Source organism: Rhizobium altiplani, from assembly GCF_001542405.1.
In the GTDB taxonomy this organism is placed as follows: Bacteria; Pseudomonadota; Alphaproteobacteria; order Rhizobiales; family Rhizobiaceae; genus Rhizobium; species Rhizobium altiplani.
The window spans coordinates 59,598-74,560 of sequence record NZ_LNCD01000148.1 but is presented as its reverse complement, the minus strand read 5'-3'; the positions used below and the strand labels follow the sequence as shown (position 1 = coordinate 74,560).

The 14,963-nt window shown below is 60.3% G+C and carries 12 protein-coding genes; 9 read left to right on the top strand and 3 right to left on the bottom strand.

The window, feature by feature from the left end; translation table 11 throughout:
- Positions 1-4: 4 nt before the first annotated feature.
- From livM to AS026_RS38110, 6 genes are all read left to right on the top strand, one after another.
- Entirely contained in the window at positions 5-1,399 is a 1,395-nt protein-coding gene (gene livM, locus AS026_RS38135; RefSeq protein ID WP_018858216.1) for a high-affinity branched-chain amino acid ABC transporter permease LivM, read from the top strand.
- 20 nt (positions 1,400-1,419) lie between these two features.
- A complete protein-coding gene (locus AS026_RS38130; RefSeq protein ID WP_018858217.1) occupies positions 1,420-2,274 on the top strand; it encodes an ABC transporter ATP-binding protein in 855 nt (284 codons plus the stop codon).
- Entirely contained in the window at positions 2,274-3,002 is a 729-nt protein-coding gene (locus AS026_RS38125) for an ABC transporter ATP-binding protein (RefSeq protein WP_025660106.1), read from the top strand. Before AS026_RS38130 ends, AS026_RS38125 begins: the two co-directional genes overlap by 1 nt.
- Before the next feature lie 24 nt (positions 3,003-3,026).
- Positions 3,027-3,380, top strand: a complete 354-nt coding sequence (locus AS026_RS38120) for a DUF6867 family protein (RefSeq protein ID WP_018858219.1) — start codon at positions 3,027-3,029, stop codon at positions 3,378-3,380.
- A 118-nt stretch (positions 3,381-3,498) separates the two neighbouring features.
- Positions 3,499-4,623, top strand: a complete 1,125-nt coding sequence (locus AS026_RS38115; protein ID WP_018858220.1) for a branched-chain amino acid ABC transporter substrate-binding protein — start codon at positions 3,499-3,501, stop codon at positions 4,621-4,623.
- A gap of 125 nt (positions 4,624-4,748) precedes the next feature.
- Positions 4,749-5,720, top strand: coding sequence for a 2-hydroxyacid dehydrogenase (locus AS026_RS38110; protein WP_018858221.1), 972 nt, complete (start codon positions 4,749-4,751; stop codon positions 5,718-5,720).
- A gap of 27 nt (positions 5,721-5,747) precedes the next feature.
- Here AS026_RS38110 and AS026_RS38105 read toward each other — a convergent pair whose 3' ends face one another.
- From AS026_RS38105 to AS026_RS38095, 3 genes are read right to left on the bottom strand one after another with little or no spacing between them, the layout of a single operon-like run.
- Positions 5,748-6,158, bottom strand: coding sequence for a GNAT family N-acetyltransferase (locus AS026_RS38105; RefSeq protein ID WP_062376286.1), 411 nt, complete (start codon positions 6,156-6,158; stop codon positions 5,748-5,750).
- A 26-nt stretch (positions 6,159-6,184) separates the two neighbouring features.
- The gene (locus AS026_RS38100; RefSeq protein ID WP_025660109.1) at positions 6,185-7,096 is read right to left on the bottom strand and encodes a response regulator; all 912 of its coding nucleotides are present in this window, start codon (positions 7,094-7,096) and stop codon (positions 6,185-6,187) included.
- Positions 7,089-10,475: a hybrid sensor histidine kinase/response regulator gene (locus AS026_RS38095; protein ID WP_062376284.1), complete on the bottom strand. Its 3,387-nt coding sequence runs from the start codon at positions 10,473-10,475 to the stop codon at positions 7,089-7,091. Before AS026_RS38095 ends, AS026_RS38100 begins: the two co-directional genes overlap by 8 nt.
- A gap of 217 nt (positions 10,476-10,692) precedes the next feature.
- Here AS026_RS38095 and urtA point away from each other — a divergent pair, with 217 nt between their 5' ends.
- From urtA to urtC, 3 genes are all read left to right on the top strand, one after another.
- Positions 10,693-11,985, top strand: coding sequence for an urea ABC transporter substrate-binding protein (gene urtA, locus AS026_RS38090; protein ID WP_025660111.1), 1,293 nt, complete (start codon positions 10,693-10,695; stop codon positions 11,983-11,985).
- 193 nt (positions 11,986-12,178) lie between these two features.
- Positions 12,179-13,798, top strand: a complete 1,620-nt coding sequence (gene urtB / locus AS026_RS38085) for an urea ABC transporter permease subunit UrtB (RefSeq protein ID WP_062376282.1) — start codon at positions 12,179-12,181, stop codon at positions 13,796-13,798.
- Positions 13,795-14,958, top strand: a complete 1,164-nt coding sequence (gene urtC, locus AS026_RS38080; protein WP_062376280.1) for an urea ABC transporter permease subunit UrtC — start codon at positions 13,795-13,797, stop codon at positions 14,956-14,958. Before urtB ends, urtC begins: the two co-directional genes overlap by 4 nt.
- Positions 14,959-14,963 lie beyond the last annotated feature (5 nt).

Below are 14,963 nucleotides of genomic sequence, written 5' to 3'. Positions count from 1 at the left end.
CGTCATGGAAAATGTTGTACGTTCCGCTGACAAGCCCGCCAAAGCCGGACTTGTTCAGACGGGTATTAAAGAAGCTCTGTTTGCTGCCCTGATCGCGTTCGGCATGTTCGTGCTGTACGTTGGCCTGAAGACCGATCAGAATATCAGCAACGAACTCATCATTGTTCAGCGCTGGGGCCTCCTAGCTATATTCGTAGCGATTGCAGCCGTCGGTCGCTTCCTGACCGTCGTCTTCCTGCGGCCGCACCTTGATGCACGCAAGTTGGCGAAGGCGCGTAGTGGCGAGCTGGATATCTCGGCCGAAAAGGGCTTTTTCCACACACATTTCTTGAAGATCGCGCTCGTCGCACTGCTGCTCTATCCGGTGTTCATCTATGCCGTCGCGGGTCCGCAGGGTTCGCTGAAGTGGGTGGATAACTTCGGTATCCAGATTCTGATCTACGTGATGCTGGCCTGGGGGCTGAACATCGTCGTTGGCCTCGCTGGCTTGCTCGATCTTGGCTACGTGGCGTTCTACGCGATCGGCGCCTACTCTTACGCGCTCCTGTCCAGCTATTTCGGCCTGTCGTTCTGGGTGCTCCTGCCTCTGTCCGGTATTCTGGCAGCGCTGTGGGGTGTGATTCTGGGCTTCCCGGTGCTGCGACTGCGCGGCGACTACCTCGCGATTGTCACGCTGGCCTTCGGTGAAATCATTCGCCTGGTCATCATCAACTGGACGGATCTCACCAAAGGCACGTTCGGTATCTCGGGCATTCCGAAGGCGACGCTTTTCGGCATCCCGTTCGATGCGAGCGCCGGTGGCTTTGCGAAGCTGTTCCACCTGCCGATGTCATCGGCCTACTACAAGATCTTCCTTTTCTACCTGATCCTGGCCCTCTGCATGCTGACCGCTTATGTGACGATCCGCCTGCGCCGGATGCCGATCGGCCGTGCATGGGAGGCCATGCGCGAAGACGAAATTGCCTGCCGCTCGCTCGGGATCAATACGGTGACGACGAAACTCACGGCCTTTGCGACGGGCGCTATGTTCGGTGGTTTCGCAGGCTCCTTCTTTGCCGCTCGTCAGGGCTTCGTTTCCCCGGAATCGTTCGTCTTCCTGGAATCGGCTGTTATCCTCGCCATCGTCGTTCTCGGCGGCATGGGCTCGCTGACCGGTATCGCGATCGCTGCGATCGTCATGGTTGGCGGCACGGAAATGCTGCGTGAAATGGCCTTCCTGAAGATGATTTTCGGACCGGACTTCACGCCTGAGCTTTACCGCATGCTGCTGTTCGGCCTGGCGATGGTCGTCGTGATGCTGATCAAGCCGCGCGGCTTCGTGGGGTCGCGTGAACCGACAGCCTTCCTCAAGGAGCGCAAGGCAGTTTCCGGCAGCTTTACCAAGGAGGGCCACGGTTGATGAGCCCTCAGGAAACAAACATGACCAGCGATACTTTGCTGAAGGTCGAGCATCTGTCGATGAAGTTCGGTGGCCTGATGGCGATCAACGACTTCTCATTTGAAGCCAAGCGTGGCGACATTACCGCACTCATCGGCCCGAACGGCGCCGGCAAGACGACGGTCTTCAACTGCATCACCGGCTTCTATAAGCCGACGATGGGCATGATCACGCTGAAGCAGAAGGACGGCAAGGAGTTCTTGCTGGAGCGCCTTCCGGACTTCCGGATCACCAAGGAAGCCAAGGTTGCCCGCACGTTCCAGAACATCCGGCTGTTTTCCGGCCTGACGGTTCTCGAAAACCTGCTCGTCGCCCAGCACAACAAGCTGATGAAGGCGTCCGGGTTCACCGTGATGGGTCTCGTGGGCATCGGGCCGTATCGGGCAGAGGCGAAGAATGCCGTTGAACTGGCACGCCACTGGCTAGAGAAGGCTGATCTGATTGATCGCGCCGATGACCCGGCTGGTGATCTGCCTTATGGCGCACAGCGCCGGCTTGAGATCGCGCGCGCCATGTGTACGGAGCCGGAACTTTTGTGCCTGGACGAGCCTGCTGCTGGCCTCAATCCCCGCGAGTCGGCCGCGCTGAACGCGCTGCTGCGCAGCATTCGCAGCGAAAGCGGCACGTCGATCCTGCTGATTGAGCACGATATGTCGGTGGTCATGGAAATTTCCGACCATGTCGTCGTGCTGGAATACGGTCAGAAGATTTCCGATGGCACGCCTGATGAAGTGAAGCAGGACCCGCGGGTTATCGCGGCCTATCTCGGTGTCGAGGACGAGGAAGTGGAAGAAGTGATTGCAGCCGTAGAGAACCTCGAAGGAGGCTCGCACTAATGACTGGCCAGCCACTTCTGAACGTTCAGGGCGTTGAAACCTACTATGGCAACATCCGGGCCCTGGCCGGAATCGATATCGAGGTCCATCGCGGCGAGATCGTCAGCCTGATCGGTGCCAACGGCGCCGGCAAGTCGACGCTGATGATGACGATTTGCGGAAGTCCGCAGGCGCGCAAGGGCTCGGTGGTTTTCGATGGCCAGGATATCACGCGTCTGCCGACGCATGAGATCGCCCGCCTTCGCATCGCGCAGTCGCCTGAAGGACGCCGTATCTTCCCGCGCATGACCGTCATGGAAAATCTCCAGATGGGCGCGGGTCTCGACAACCTGAAATATTTCAACGAGGACGTCGAGAAGGTCTTTACGATGTTCCCGCGCCTCAAGGAGCGCCAGGGCCAGCGCGGCGGTACGCTCTCGGGCGGCGAGCAGCAGATGCTGTCGATCGGTCGCGCGCTGATGGCGCGTCCAAAGCTGCTGTTGCTGGACGAGCCCTCGCTTGGTCTAGCACCGCTGATCGTCAAGGGCATTTTCGAGGCGATCAAGAAACTCAACAAGGAAGAAGGCCTGACTGTCTTCCTCGTGGAGCAGAACGCCTTCGCAGCTCTGCGCTTGTCGGACCGTGCCTATGTCATGGTCAACGGCAAGGTCACCATGAGCGGTTCCGGCATGGAACTTCTCGCGAATCCAGAAGTGCGTGCCGCCTATCTCGAAGGCGGACGTCATTGAGCATGACGAAGGGGAGACTTTGATATGCAGGGACTTTTCTTTGAGAGCGATACGGGCGTGCGCAGCGCCATTCGCTTGGTCGTCGTGCTGATTGGATTCTGGACGGCATGGAGGGCCGGCAGAGCCGCGGCCGAGAGCTGGAGCAACTATCCTCTGGTAATCGCCTATACTGTTCTGCTTGCTGGTGCGATGCAATTCCTGCATCACGCACTGTTCGATGGACCGGTTCTCAGCCTCTTTTACTATGTAATCGACCTGGTCTTGCTTCTGATCTTCTCGACGGCCGGCTATCGCTATCGCCGGACCAATCAGATGGTCAACAACTACTACTGGCTATACGAAAAGACGTCCCCCTTCTCTTGGAAGGCAAAACATTGACAGCCGGTTGAATCTAGGGACAGATGCCCCTCCGAGTGGAACAAGTTTCCTGGCGCAGTAAAGTGGGTAATGCGCTGGGTAGTGGAACGGAACCCGCTAAAAAATTGGGAGTAACAGAATGAAAAAGTCTCTCCTGTCGGCTGTGGCACTGACGGCGATGGTCGCCTTCAGCGGCAACGCATGGGCCGACATCATCGTTGGCGTTGCTGGTCCGCTGACTGGCCCGAACGCTGCGTTCGGCGCTCAGCTCCAGAAGGGCGCAGAGCAGGCCGCCGCTGACATCAACGCCGCTGGTGGCATCAACGGCGAGCAGGTCAAGATCGTGCTCGGCGACGACGTTTCCGACCCGAAGCAGGGCATCTCGGTCGCGAACAAGTTCGCTGCTGACGGTGTCAAGTTCGTAATCGGCCACTTCAACTCGGGCGTTTCGATCCCGGCTTCCGAAGTCTACGCTGAAAACGGCATGCTCGAAATCACCCCGGCCGCTACGAACCCGAAGTTCACCGAGCGCGGCCTCTGGAACACGTTCCGTACTTGCGGCCGTGACGACCAGCAGGGTGCAATCGCCGGCAAGTATCTTGCTGACCACTTCAAGGACGCCAAGATCGCTGTCGTTCACGACAAGACGCCTTACGGCCAGGGTCTCGCTGACGAAACCAAGAAGGCTCTGAACGCTGCTGGCACGACGGAAGCCCTCTACGAAGGTATCAACGTTGGCGACAAGGACTTCTCGGCTCTCATCGCCAAGATGAAGGAAGCCGGCGTCACGATCATCTACTGGGGTGGCCTCCACACCGAAGCTGGTCTGATCATCCGTCAGGCAGCCGACCAGGGCCTCAAAGCTACGCTGGTTTCCGGTGACGGTATCGTTTCGAACGAATTGGCATCGATCGCTGGCGACGCAGTTGCCGGTACGCTGAACACCTTCGGCCCCGATCCGACGCTGAACCCGGCCAACAAGGATCTCGTTGCGAAGTTCAAGGCTGCAGGCTTCAACCCGGAAGCTTACACGCTCTACTCCTACGCTGCGCTGCAGTCGATCGCTGGCGGTGCAAAGGCTGCCGGTTCCAACGACGCTGAAGCCGTTGCTGCTGCAATGAAGGCAAAGGGCCCGTTCCCGACCGTTCTCGGCGACATGTCATTCGACGAAAAGGGTGACCCGAAGCTTCCCGGCTACATCATGTACGAGTGGAAGAAGGGTCCAGACGGCAAGTACAGCTACTTCCCGCAGGAAGCCAAGTAAGGGTTCATCCCCCGCTTGTGCGGATTTTGGAAGCCCGGTCGCAAGACCGGGCTTCTTCTGTTTGGCCCATCGGGCTTTTTGGGCTACTGGCTAGAAAGCCAACCAAGCATTCGGAACAGGTCACCATGTCCAAACCACGCATTCTCGTTACGCGCCGCTGGCCGTCAGCCGTCGAACGCATCCTTTCGGAACGGTTCGATGTAACATTGAACCTGCGCGATGAAGCGATGAGCGTGGAGGCATTGCGCCAAGCGATGGATGAGTACGATGCCATCTTGCCGACGGTCTCCGACAAGTTGCCTGCAGCCGTTTTCGATGTCGTGACGCCGCGCACGCGCATACTCGGCAATTTCGGGGTCGGCTACAATCATATCGACACCAATGCCGCCAAGGGCCGCGGGATCGTCGTGACGAATACGCCCGACGTGCTGACCGATTGCACGGCTGACATCGCCATGCTGCTGCTACTGACAGTGGCCCGGCGCGGCGGCGAGGGCGAGCGTCAGGTCCGCTCCGGCGAGTGGGCCGGGTGGTGCCCGACGCACATGATCGGGACGAAGGTCACCGGCAAAACCGTCGGCATCATCGGCTTCGGGCGCATCGGCAGGGCGTTCGCACAACGTTGCCATTTCGGTTTTGGCATGGACGTGGTTTTCTACAACAGATCACCGGTCGATCCGTCGGAAGCGGCGCGCTACGGGGCACGGCAATTGCCGACGATTGAGGAGGTATTGGCGCTATCCGACTTCGTGTCCCTGCATTGCCCAGGTGGTGCGGTAAACCGACACCTGATGAATGTGGGTCGACTTGCGGCAATGAAGCCCGGCGCGTTCCTGATCAATACTGCACGCGGCGATGTCGTTGACGAGGTGGCTTTGATCGCCGCGCTGAAGGACGGCGTCATTCGTGGTGCCGGGCTCGACGTATATGCGGCCGAGCCGCACGTACCGGATGCGCTGAAAGTCATGGAGAATGTTGTTCTGCTGCCGCATCTCGGCAGCGCGACCGAGGAAACCCGCACGGCCATGGGGATAAAGGTGGTGGACAACGTCACTGCCTTCTTCGAGGGGCGGTCGCCGCCCGACCGCGTTGTTTGATCTGCCTCTTCCTCCGCGAGAGTTTTGCTAGAGGCTGAGTTCGAAGAGTAGCTCGCCGTCTCGATGGCCGATCAGGCGCCAGCCGGCGCGTCGGTAAAGCCTTTCGGCTCTCGTCGCGGGATCCGTCGTCGAGCGAATCCGCTCGAAGCCGGCGGATTTCAACGTTTGACACGCGCGTTCAAGCAGGGCACGCCCGATCCCGCGACCGCTGTACTGCTCGTCCACGAACAATGCCCAGATGAAGCCGTCGCGGGTGTCCGCCGCCGAGAAGCCGGCGACTTCGCCATTTTCTTCCCCGACAAAGATGCCGGGATTGGCAATGAACCAATTGATATCGTCCAGGGTAACCTTGGAGGGATCGGACAGGATGTTCTCCGATACCCCGGCGCGGATTTCGACGATCCGGGCAGTATCCTGATTTGTCGCCCTACGGATCAATGCTGCGCTCTCCGACTCTAGATCGTTCACGTCTCATGCAAGACGTGAGCGGCCTTGACCGCCGCCGAGGCACGGTTTTCGACGCCGAGCTTCACATAGATCTGTTCGAGATGCTTGTTCACGGTGCGCGCCGACAGGCCGAGAATCTCGCCGATATCGCGGTTGGCCTTGCCTTTCGCAATCCATAACAACACTTCGGATTCCCTCTGTGTCAGCGAGAAATGCCGGCGCAGCACCTCGTCGTCGGCCCGCGCGTTGTTTGCCGTCAGGCGAAACAGATATTCATCCGGACCGATCGCGCCCAGGAAGGCCAGCTGAAGCACGTCCTTGCCGGCATGCGAAAGCGAGATCGCGCCCTCGCGCGCCGAGGCCGGGCGGGTCTTCATCCACTCGGCAATCCTGCTGACCACCGTGTCCATGGCATCATCTCGATTCATCGCAGCGTTGGCGAGGCGTGTTGCCTGTGGCGTCGACCAATGAATATCGCCGTCGCCCTTGACGGCGAGCAAATGTCGGCCGGCAGCGTCCAGCGCAACGCGCGCGCTCTGTGTGGAACGGGCGTTGCGCAGATGGACGCCGATCCGCGCTCGCAGCTCGTCGATATTGATCGGTTTCGTCAGGTAGTCGACGCCTCCGGATTCGAGTGCACGAACGACATGCTCGGTTTCTGTCAGGCCGGTCATGAAGATGACCGGTATCTGGCTGATTGCCGGGTTGGCTTTCAGTCTCCTACAAGTCTCAAAGCCGTCCATGGAGGGCATGACAGCATCCAGCAGAATGAGATCGGGCGTAATGCGCTCCACAATATTCAGGGCAGCCGAGCCTGACGTGGCGATCAGGACCGAGAATCCGGACTGCTCCAGAGCATCGGTCAGGAACCCCAAAGCCTCCGGCGAGTCATCCACCAGCAGAACGATGTCGCGCGGGAGCTCAGCCAAGGGTTTCTACCTTCTCGTCAAAACGGTGCAGGAAATTCATGAGGCCGTTCAGATCGAAGGAGGCCGCATAGGAGCGAAGTTCTTCTGTAAATGGCTGATTTGCTTCTACCTTGGCAAGGTCGCCGAGCTTTGCCTCGATGCCTCTGATGTAGCCGATTTCGGCGAGCCGCAACAATTCCTGAACATGGGAGTGTCCTGGACTGACCAGCGGCCGGTCGTGCTTGGCGGGGGCGGGCGGGATCGCCTCCGCATAGATCCACCTCAAACCCAGATGGAGCGCAAGCTTGTCACGCAGTTGCTTGATGTCGACAGGCTTGCCGATGGCATCATTGTGGCTGTCATCGCTATCGCGGTGTGCGGCGGCGTCGCCGATATTGGCGGACAGCATGACGATCGGGGCAGTCTGGCCGTTCGCGCGCAGGCGCGAAACGAGTTGCCAGCCATTCATGCCCGGCATCGAGATATCGGCCAGGAAGAGATCGGGCTGAATGCCTTCGATCAAAGTCAGGCAATCGGCTCCGCTTGCCGCCGTCAGCACGACGAAATCAAGTGGGGCGAGCACCTCGCGCATCATCTCGCGGTGGTCCTCATTGTCGTCCACGACGACGATCGTGCGCCGAGGACCGTCGTAGCTGACGATCTTCTTCTCCTGTGGCGGGACCGTCATTTCGCGAAGCACGGCGGAAAGCATGAGGCGAACGCGGAAGACCGTTCCGCGATCCTTCTCGCTGCTCACCGAGATTTCGCCGCCCAGCGTGTTGGTCAAAAGCTGCGTGATCGTCAGACCGAGGCCAAGGCCCGGCATCGGCCGGACGCTGTCGGCTTCGCCACGCTGGAACGGCTCGTAGATACGGCTCAAGTCCTTCTCGGCAATGCCGCGGCCGGTGTCGCTGACCGTGAAGGTGGCGACCTGGCTGCGATAGCCAACGTCGAAGATGACGCTGCCTTCGTCAGTGAACTTGATGGCGTTGGAGAGCAGATTGACGAGGATCTGGCGCAACCGCTTCTCGTCGGTGCGTACGAAGTGGGGCAGGGCGGGTGAGCGGTCGTGATGGAACGTCAATCCCTTGGCCTGGGCCTGAGGGCGGAACATGTCGACGATTTGATCCAGGAAATCCTGAATGTTGATCTCGTTGGAATAGACCTGCAGGCGCCCGGCTTCGATCTTGGAGATATCGAGGAGACCGTCGATAAGACCGGAGAGATGCTCGGCGCTGCGGCGGATGACCTTGATCGACGACTGTCGTGGAGTGGGAATGGTTTCGTCGCGCTCGAGAATCTGCGCGTAGCCGAGCACGGCGTTCAGCGGCGTGCGCAATTCGTGACTAAGGCCGACGACATAACGGCTCTTCGCACGGTTGGCGGCTTCAGCCGTTTCCTTGGCGGTCTGAAGGGCGGCGTCGGTCTTCTTGTGCGCGGCGATTTCCTTCAGCAGCAGCGTATTCTGGCGAGAGGATTCTTCCTCGGCAACGACCCGGCTGTCATGCGCGAGCACGTAAAACCAGCAGACGACTCCCGCAATCACCGCGAAGACGAAGAAGACTACCAGGATCGTTCCGTTGACGACGTCGGCGGTTTCGGGTGACGCCGAGGAAACCTGATGGGCGATCATCGCGAGGATGGTTCCGACGGCCGTCAGGGCGAGCACGACGGCGATGCCATAGCGACCGAGGCGTGTGGTCAGCTTCTCAACGACGCTCCCCGGCAGTACTGCCTTGGCGACCGTGCCAACCTGTGCGTTGAAGCGCGCCTTCGGCTTGCACATGTCGTGGCAGCGGCTGTCGAGCGAACAGCAGAGCGAGCAGATCGGTGCCGCATAGGCCGGGCACCAGGCCATATCTTCAGGCTCGAATGGATGCTCGCAGACGGAACAGGTGATGTTGGTAAGGTTCTTCCAGCTGTGGCGCGGCTTGCGAGCGAGATAGAACCTGCCCTTCGTACTCCAGGCGATCAGCGGCGAGGCGATCAGCGCGACAACAAGCGTGATGTAAGGCGCGAGGGAGGCTGCGATGGAGCCGAGGACGCCGAAATGCGCGACCAGCGCGATGCCGGCCGATAGCGTCATGGCGCCGAGGCCGACGGGGTTGATGTCGTAGAGGTGAGCGCGCTTGAATTCGATGCCGGGAGGCGCAAGGCCGAGCGGCTTGTTGATGAAAAGGTCCGCCGAGATCGTGCAGAGCCAGGCCATGGCGATGATCGAGAAGATGCCGAGCGTTTCCTCGAGCAGCCTATAGATGCCAAGTTCCATCAGCAGAAGGGCGATCGCCACGTTGAAGACGAGCCAGATGACGCGGCCGGGATGGCTATGAGTGAGGCGGGAGAAGAAGTTCGACCAGGCGAGCGAGCCTGCATAGGCGTTCATCACATTGATCTTCAACTGCGATACGACCACGAAGGCAGCCATCAGCAGCAGGGCGGCGTTGTGCCAGGGGATCATGTATCCAAAGGCGGTCAGATACATCTGGGCCGGATCGGCGGCACGATCAACCGGCACGCCGGACGCGAACGTCAGCACGACGAGGAAGGAGCCGGCTAGCAGCTTCGGCGCCCCGATGATCACCCAGCCTGGGCCGGCGAGGAAGACCGCGAGGCGGTGGCGCCATTTCGTCTGCTTCTCCGGGGGTAGAAAGCGCAGAAAGTCGGCCTGTTCGCCGATCTGCGACATCAGCGCCAATATGACGGCTGAGGCGGCGCCGAATTCGACGAGATCGAAAGGTGCGACCGTGCCCGGCGGCCCCGAAGCATGGCGAATGCCGGCAAAGGCGCGCCACAGATCGAATTTCTCCCAGTCCATCACGGCGATGAAGAGGAAGGGCAGGACATTGAGGACGATCCAGAAAGGCTGGGTCAGCAACTGGAATCGGCTGATCAGCCGGACGCCGTGCGTCACCAGCGGAATGACCATGACGGCGCTGATGATGTAGCCGATCCACAGAGGGATGCCGAGCGTCAGCTCCAGCGCGCCGGACATGATCGAGGCTTCGATCGCAAACAGCATGAAGGTGAAACTGGCATAGATCAGGGACGTGACCGTGGAGCCGATATAGCCGAAGCTCGCACCGCGGGTCAGCAGGTCGATATCGACGCCGTGGCGGATCGCGTAGCGGCTGATCGGCAGGCCGATGGCGAGCATGGCGATCGAGGCGACGATGATGGCGTAGAAGGCGTTGGTCGTGCCGTAGGAGAGCGTGATGGCGCCACCGATCGCTTCCAGCGCCAGGAAGGAGATGGCACCGATTGCCGTCTGCGAGATGCGCTGCGAGGAGAACTGCCGGGCGCTCTTGGCGGTGAACCGCAGCGCATAGTCCTCCAGCGTCTGGTTCGCCACCCAGCGATTGTATTCGCGCCTGACCGGAATGATGCGTTGCCGCGCTGCCATGCGTTAGTGCCAGCCCCTTTGTTCCCCTTGTCATGCGTTCGTAACATGGAACCACGCGAGGCTTAAGAGTGCGGCGCAGCACAGAACTGCACATTTCGCCCCGTCACCTACGTCATATCACGTATACGCTTTCGCAGTGCAGCACCGGATAGTCCTTTAAGCAACAGTTAACTTCCGTTTTCGGCCTGTTGTCTAACAAGAAGAGGGGATCAACCAGATGAATCTCAAGTCCTATATCACGGGCGCCGCACTCGGCGCCGTCATGTCGGCCACGGCCGCATTCCACGGAGCCGTTGCGGCTGACGACACCATCAAGGTCGGCGTTCTGCACTCGCTGTCCGGCACGATGGCGATCTCCGAAACGACGCTGAAAGACGCCATGCTGATGCTCATCGACGAGCAGAACAAGAAGGGCGGCCTTCTCGGCAAGAAGCTCGAAGCTGTCGTCGTCGACCCGGCCTCCGACTGGCCGCTGTTTGCCGAAAAGGCACGCGAGCTGATCGAAAAGGACAAGGTCGCGGCCGTCTTCGGTTGCTGGACGTCCTCGTCGCGCAAGTCGGTCCTGCCGGTCTTCGAAGAGCTCAACTCGATCCTCTTCTACCCGGTTCAGTATGAAGGCGAAGAGTCCTCGCGCAACATCTTCTACACGGGTGCCGCTCCGAACCAGCAGGCGATTCCGGCCGTCGACTACCTGATGGAAAAGGAAGGCGTTAAGCGCTTCGTTCTCGAAGGCACCGACTACGTCTATCCGCGCACCACCAACAAGATCCTGGAAGCCTATCTCGTCTCGAAGGGCATTCCGAAGGAAGACATCATCATCAACTACACGCCGTTCGGCTTCTCCGACTGGCAGACGGAAGTGAAGAAGATCAAGGAATTCGGCGCGGCCGGCAAGAAGACGGCGGTGGTCTCGACCATCAACGGTGACGCCAACGTTCCGTTCTACAAGGAACTCGGCAACCAGGGCGTCAAGGCAACCGACATTCCCGTCGTCGCCTTCTCGGTCGGTGAAGAAGAGCTTGCCGGTCTCGACACCAAGCCGCTCGTCGGTCACCTCGCTGCCTGGAACTACTTCGAGTCGGTCGAAAGCCCGGCGAACAAGAAGTTCATCAAACAGTGGCACGAGTTCACCAAGAACGACAAGCGCGTGACCAACGACCCGATGGAAGCTGCCTATATCGGCTTCAACGCATGGGTTAAGGCTGTTCAGGCTGCCGGCACGACCGACACGGACAAGGTTCTCGACTCGATCATCGGCACCACGGTTCCGAACCTGTCGGGCGGCTATGCGACCGTCATGCCGAACCACCACATCACCAAGCCGGTTCTGATCGGTGAAATCCAGGCGAACGGCCAGTTCGAAATCGTTCAGCAGACCCCGGCGGTCGTTGGCGACGAATGGTCCGACTTCCTGCCGGACTCCAAGGACCTGATCTCCGATTGGCGCAAGCCCATGAACTGCGGCAACTTCAACGTTGCCTCGGGCAAGTGCGGCGGCAAGGGCTCCTGAGTGCGAACCACCCCGTCACTCTGACGCCTGAAGACTTCCGCCCGGTCTCTCCTGTCCGGGCGGAAGGTCCATCTCCGGAGCGCAGCCTTGATGCTTCGGACGGCGGCGGTTCCATGGTGGATCGATGCCGATTTAAGGGCTTATTTTTCCCGATTGCGCCGGAAGGCCAACGATAACCGAGGCAAGAGAGCCGATGTATCGCGCCATCAAGATTTTGCTTTTGACCCTATGCCTGGCCATGCCGGCTTTTGCGACCGCGCTCAAGGCACAGCAAGACATTCACCCCCTTATCGATGCGCTTGGCGTCGGCGATTTCCCTGAGCGCGAAGCCGCGATCAAGGCACTGGTCGCCTCCAAGGACCCGCGTGTCGGCGAGATCCTGCAGTTGCTGAGCGATGGTCAGCTTTACGTGAATTCCGAGACCGGCGGTCCTGTGCTGGTGCAGGGCGGCACCGAGGATGAGCCGACCTATGCCGACCCGATATCAGGCGCGGTCGTTTCCGACGTCGATCCGGACTATATGTCCAAGGTCAAGATCAACAACTCGCTGCGTACGGTGATTGCCACCGCCACCAGCCAGCTGACGCTCCTGAGCGCGGATCGGGGCGCGCGGCTTGCGGCAGCCCAAGGACTGCTCAAGGACGCCGATCCGTCAAATCTTGACCTCCTCACCTCGGCGCTGGCTGAAGAAAACGACGCCGAGGTCAAAAATGCGATGGAAGCGGCGCGCGCTGTCATGGTTCTGAAGAGCGATGTCAGCGCCGAAGAGAAGAAGGCCGCGATCGATACGGTCGCTGCGCGCGGCGGGCGCGATGCGCTGACCATCCTGAATTCCGCGATGGCGACCGCGCCTGAGGAACTGAAGGGTGCTATCCAGACCCATGTCAACGCGATCAACCGCAGCCTGGCGCTTTGGGATGTCGGGCAGAACGTCTGGTACGGGCTGTCGCTTGGCTCGGTGCTGCTGCTGGCCGCGATCGGCCTTGCCATTACCTTCGGCGTCATGGGCGTCATCAACATGGCGCATGGCGAAATGGTGATGATCGGCGCTTACACGACGTACGTCGTGCAGGAGTACATCAGCTCCGCATTTCCCGAACTCGGAAACTATTCGCTGGCCTTCTCCGTGCCGGCGGCTTTCGTCTTCACCGGCTTTGTCGGTCTTGTCATCGAGCGGGTCGTCATCCGTTATCTCTATGGCCGGCCGCTCGAAACGCTGCTCGCCACCTGGGGCGCGTCGCTGATCCTGCAGCAGGCGGTTCGCACGATCTTCGGCCCGACGAATCGCGAGGTGCGCAATCCAAGCTGGATGTCCGGCGCATTTGAACTGGGCGGGCTCTCGATCACCTGGAACCGCCTCTGGATCATCGTTTTCTCGATGGCTGTGTTCTTTGCGCTGCTCGTTCTCCTGAAGCGCTCGGCCTTCGGCCTGCAGATGCGCGCGGTTACGCAGAACCGCCGCATGGCCTCGTCGATGGGCATCCGCACCGGCTGGGTCGATGCATTCACCTTCGCGCTCGGCTCCGGCATTGCCGGCATAGCGGGCGTCGCGCTCAGCCAGATCGACAACGTGTCGCCTAACCTCGGGCAGAGCTACATCATCGACAGCTTCATGGTCGTGGTCTTCGGTGGCGTGGGCAATCTCTGGGGCACGCTCGTCGGTGCGCTGTCGCTCGGTGTCCTCAACAAGTTCCTCGAGCCCTTCGCCGGCGCCGTGCTCGGCAAGATACTGGTGCTCGTCCTCATCATTCTGTTCATCCAGAAGCGTCCGCGTGGGCTCTTCGCACTCAAAGGAAGGGCGGTGGAAGCATGATTACGGCCTTCCTGCTTCGGTCTCTCGACCATAAGATCGTCGCTGCGATCGTCATTCTGCTTGCAGTCGCCGTGCTGGTGCCGGTTCTCAACCTGATGACCGCGCCGACCAATCCGCTGCATATCCCGACCTATATCATGGCGCTGTTCGGCAAGTATCTCACCTACGCCCTGCTGGCGCTGGCGCTCGACCTTGTCTGGGGCTTCTGCGGCATTCTCTCACTCGGCCACGGCGCCTTTTTCGCGCTCGGCGGCTATGCGATGGGCATGTATCTGATGCGACAGATCGGCTCGCGCGGCGTCTATGGCGACCCGATCCTTCCGGATTTCATGGTGTTCCTGAACTGGAAGGAACTGCCGTGGTTCTGGTACGGCTTTGACAAGTTCTGGTTCGCGGCGCTGATGGTTCTGCTGGTGCCGGGACTGCTGGCCTTCGTGTTCGGCTGGTTCGCCTTCCGCTCACGCGTCAACGGCGTCTACCTGTCGATCATCACGCAGGCGATGACCTACGCGCTGCTGCTCGCCTTCTTCAGAAACGACATGGGCTTCGGCGGCAACAACGGCATGACCGACTTCAAGGAAATTCTCGGCTTTAACGTTCAGGCTGATGGCACGCGTGCTGCGCTGTTTGCAGCGACCGCCATCTTCCTTGCACTGTCGCTCATGATTGCCTCCGCCATCGTCCGCTCGAAGTTCGGCAAGGTGCTGGTCGGCGTGCGTGATGCGGAAAGCCGCACGCGCTTCCTCGGCTACCGCGTCGAGCACTTCAAGCTCTTCACCTTTGTCGTCTCCGCGATGATGGCGGGCATTGCCGGTGCGCTTTACGTGCCGCAGGTCGGCATCATCAACCCCGGCGAATTCGCGCCGGCCAACTCGATCGAAGTGGTCATCTGGACGGCAGTCGGCGGTCGCTCGACGCTGATCGGGCCGATCATCGGCGCCATTCTGGTCAACGGCGGCAAGACGATCTTCACGGGCCTTTTCCCCGAGTTCTGGCTGTTCGCGCTTGGCGGTCTCTTCGTGCTCGTCACGCTGTTCCTGCCAAAGGGGATCGTCGGGACCATCGGCCAGTACTTCACGCGCCGCAAGCCGAAGACGGAGGCGACCCCGCCCGCGCTTCAGGAAGAGGGTATCGATGCAAAAATCCAGCCGGCGGAGTAAGCGAA

Coding starts and splice junctions, on each gene's coding strand:
- livM (WP_018858216.1), top strand. CDS start 5: ATGGAAAATGTTGTACGTTCCGCTGACAAGCCCGCCAAAGCCGGACTT.
- AS026_RS38130 (WP_018858217.1), top strand. CDS start 1,420: ATGACCAGCGATACTTTGCTGAAGGTCGAGCATCTGTCGATGAAGTTC.
- AS026_RS38125 (WP_025660106.1), top strand. CDS start 2,274: ATGACTGGCCAGCCACTTCTGAACGTTCAGGGCGTTGAAACCTACTAT.
- AS026_RS38120 (WP_018858219.1), top strand. CDS start 3,027: ATGCAGGGACTTTTCTTTGAGAGCGATACGGGCGTGCGCAGCGCCATT.
- AS026_RS38115 (WP_018858220.1), top strand. CDS start 3,499: ATGAAAAAGTCTCTCCTGTCGGCTGTGGCACTGACGGCGATGGTCGCC.
- AS026_RS38110 (WP_018858221.1), top strand. CDS start 4,749: ATGTCCAAACCACGCATTCTCGTTACGCGCCGCTGGCCGTCAGCCGTC.
- AS026_RS38095 (WP_062376284.1), bottom strand. CDS start 10,475: ATGGCAGCGCGGCAACGCATCATTCCGGTCAGGCGCGAATACAATCGC.
- urtA (WP_025660111.1), top strand. CDS start 10,693: ATGAATCTCAAGTCCTATATCACGGGCGCCGCACTCGGCGCCGTCATG.
- urtB (WP_062376282.1), top strand. CDS start 12,179: ATGTATCGCGCCATCAAGATTTTGCTTTTGACCCTATGCCTGGCCATG.
- urtC (WP_062376280.1), top strand. CDS start 13,795: ATGATTACGGCCTTCCTGCTTCGGTCTCTCGACCATAAGATCGTCGCT.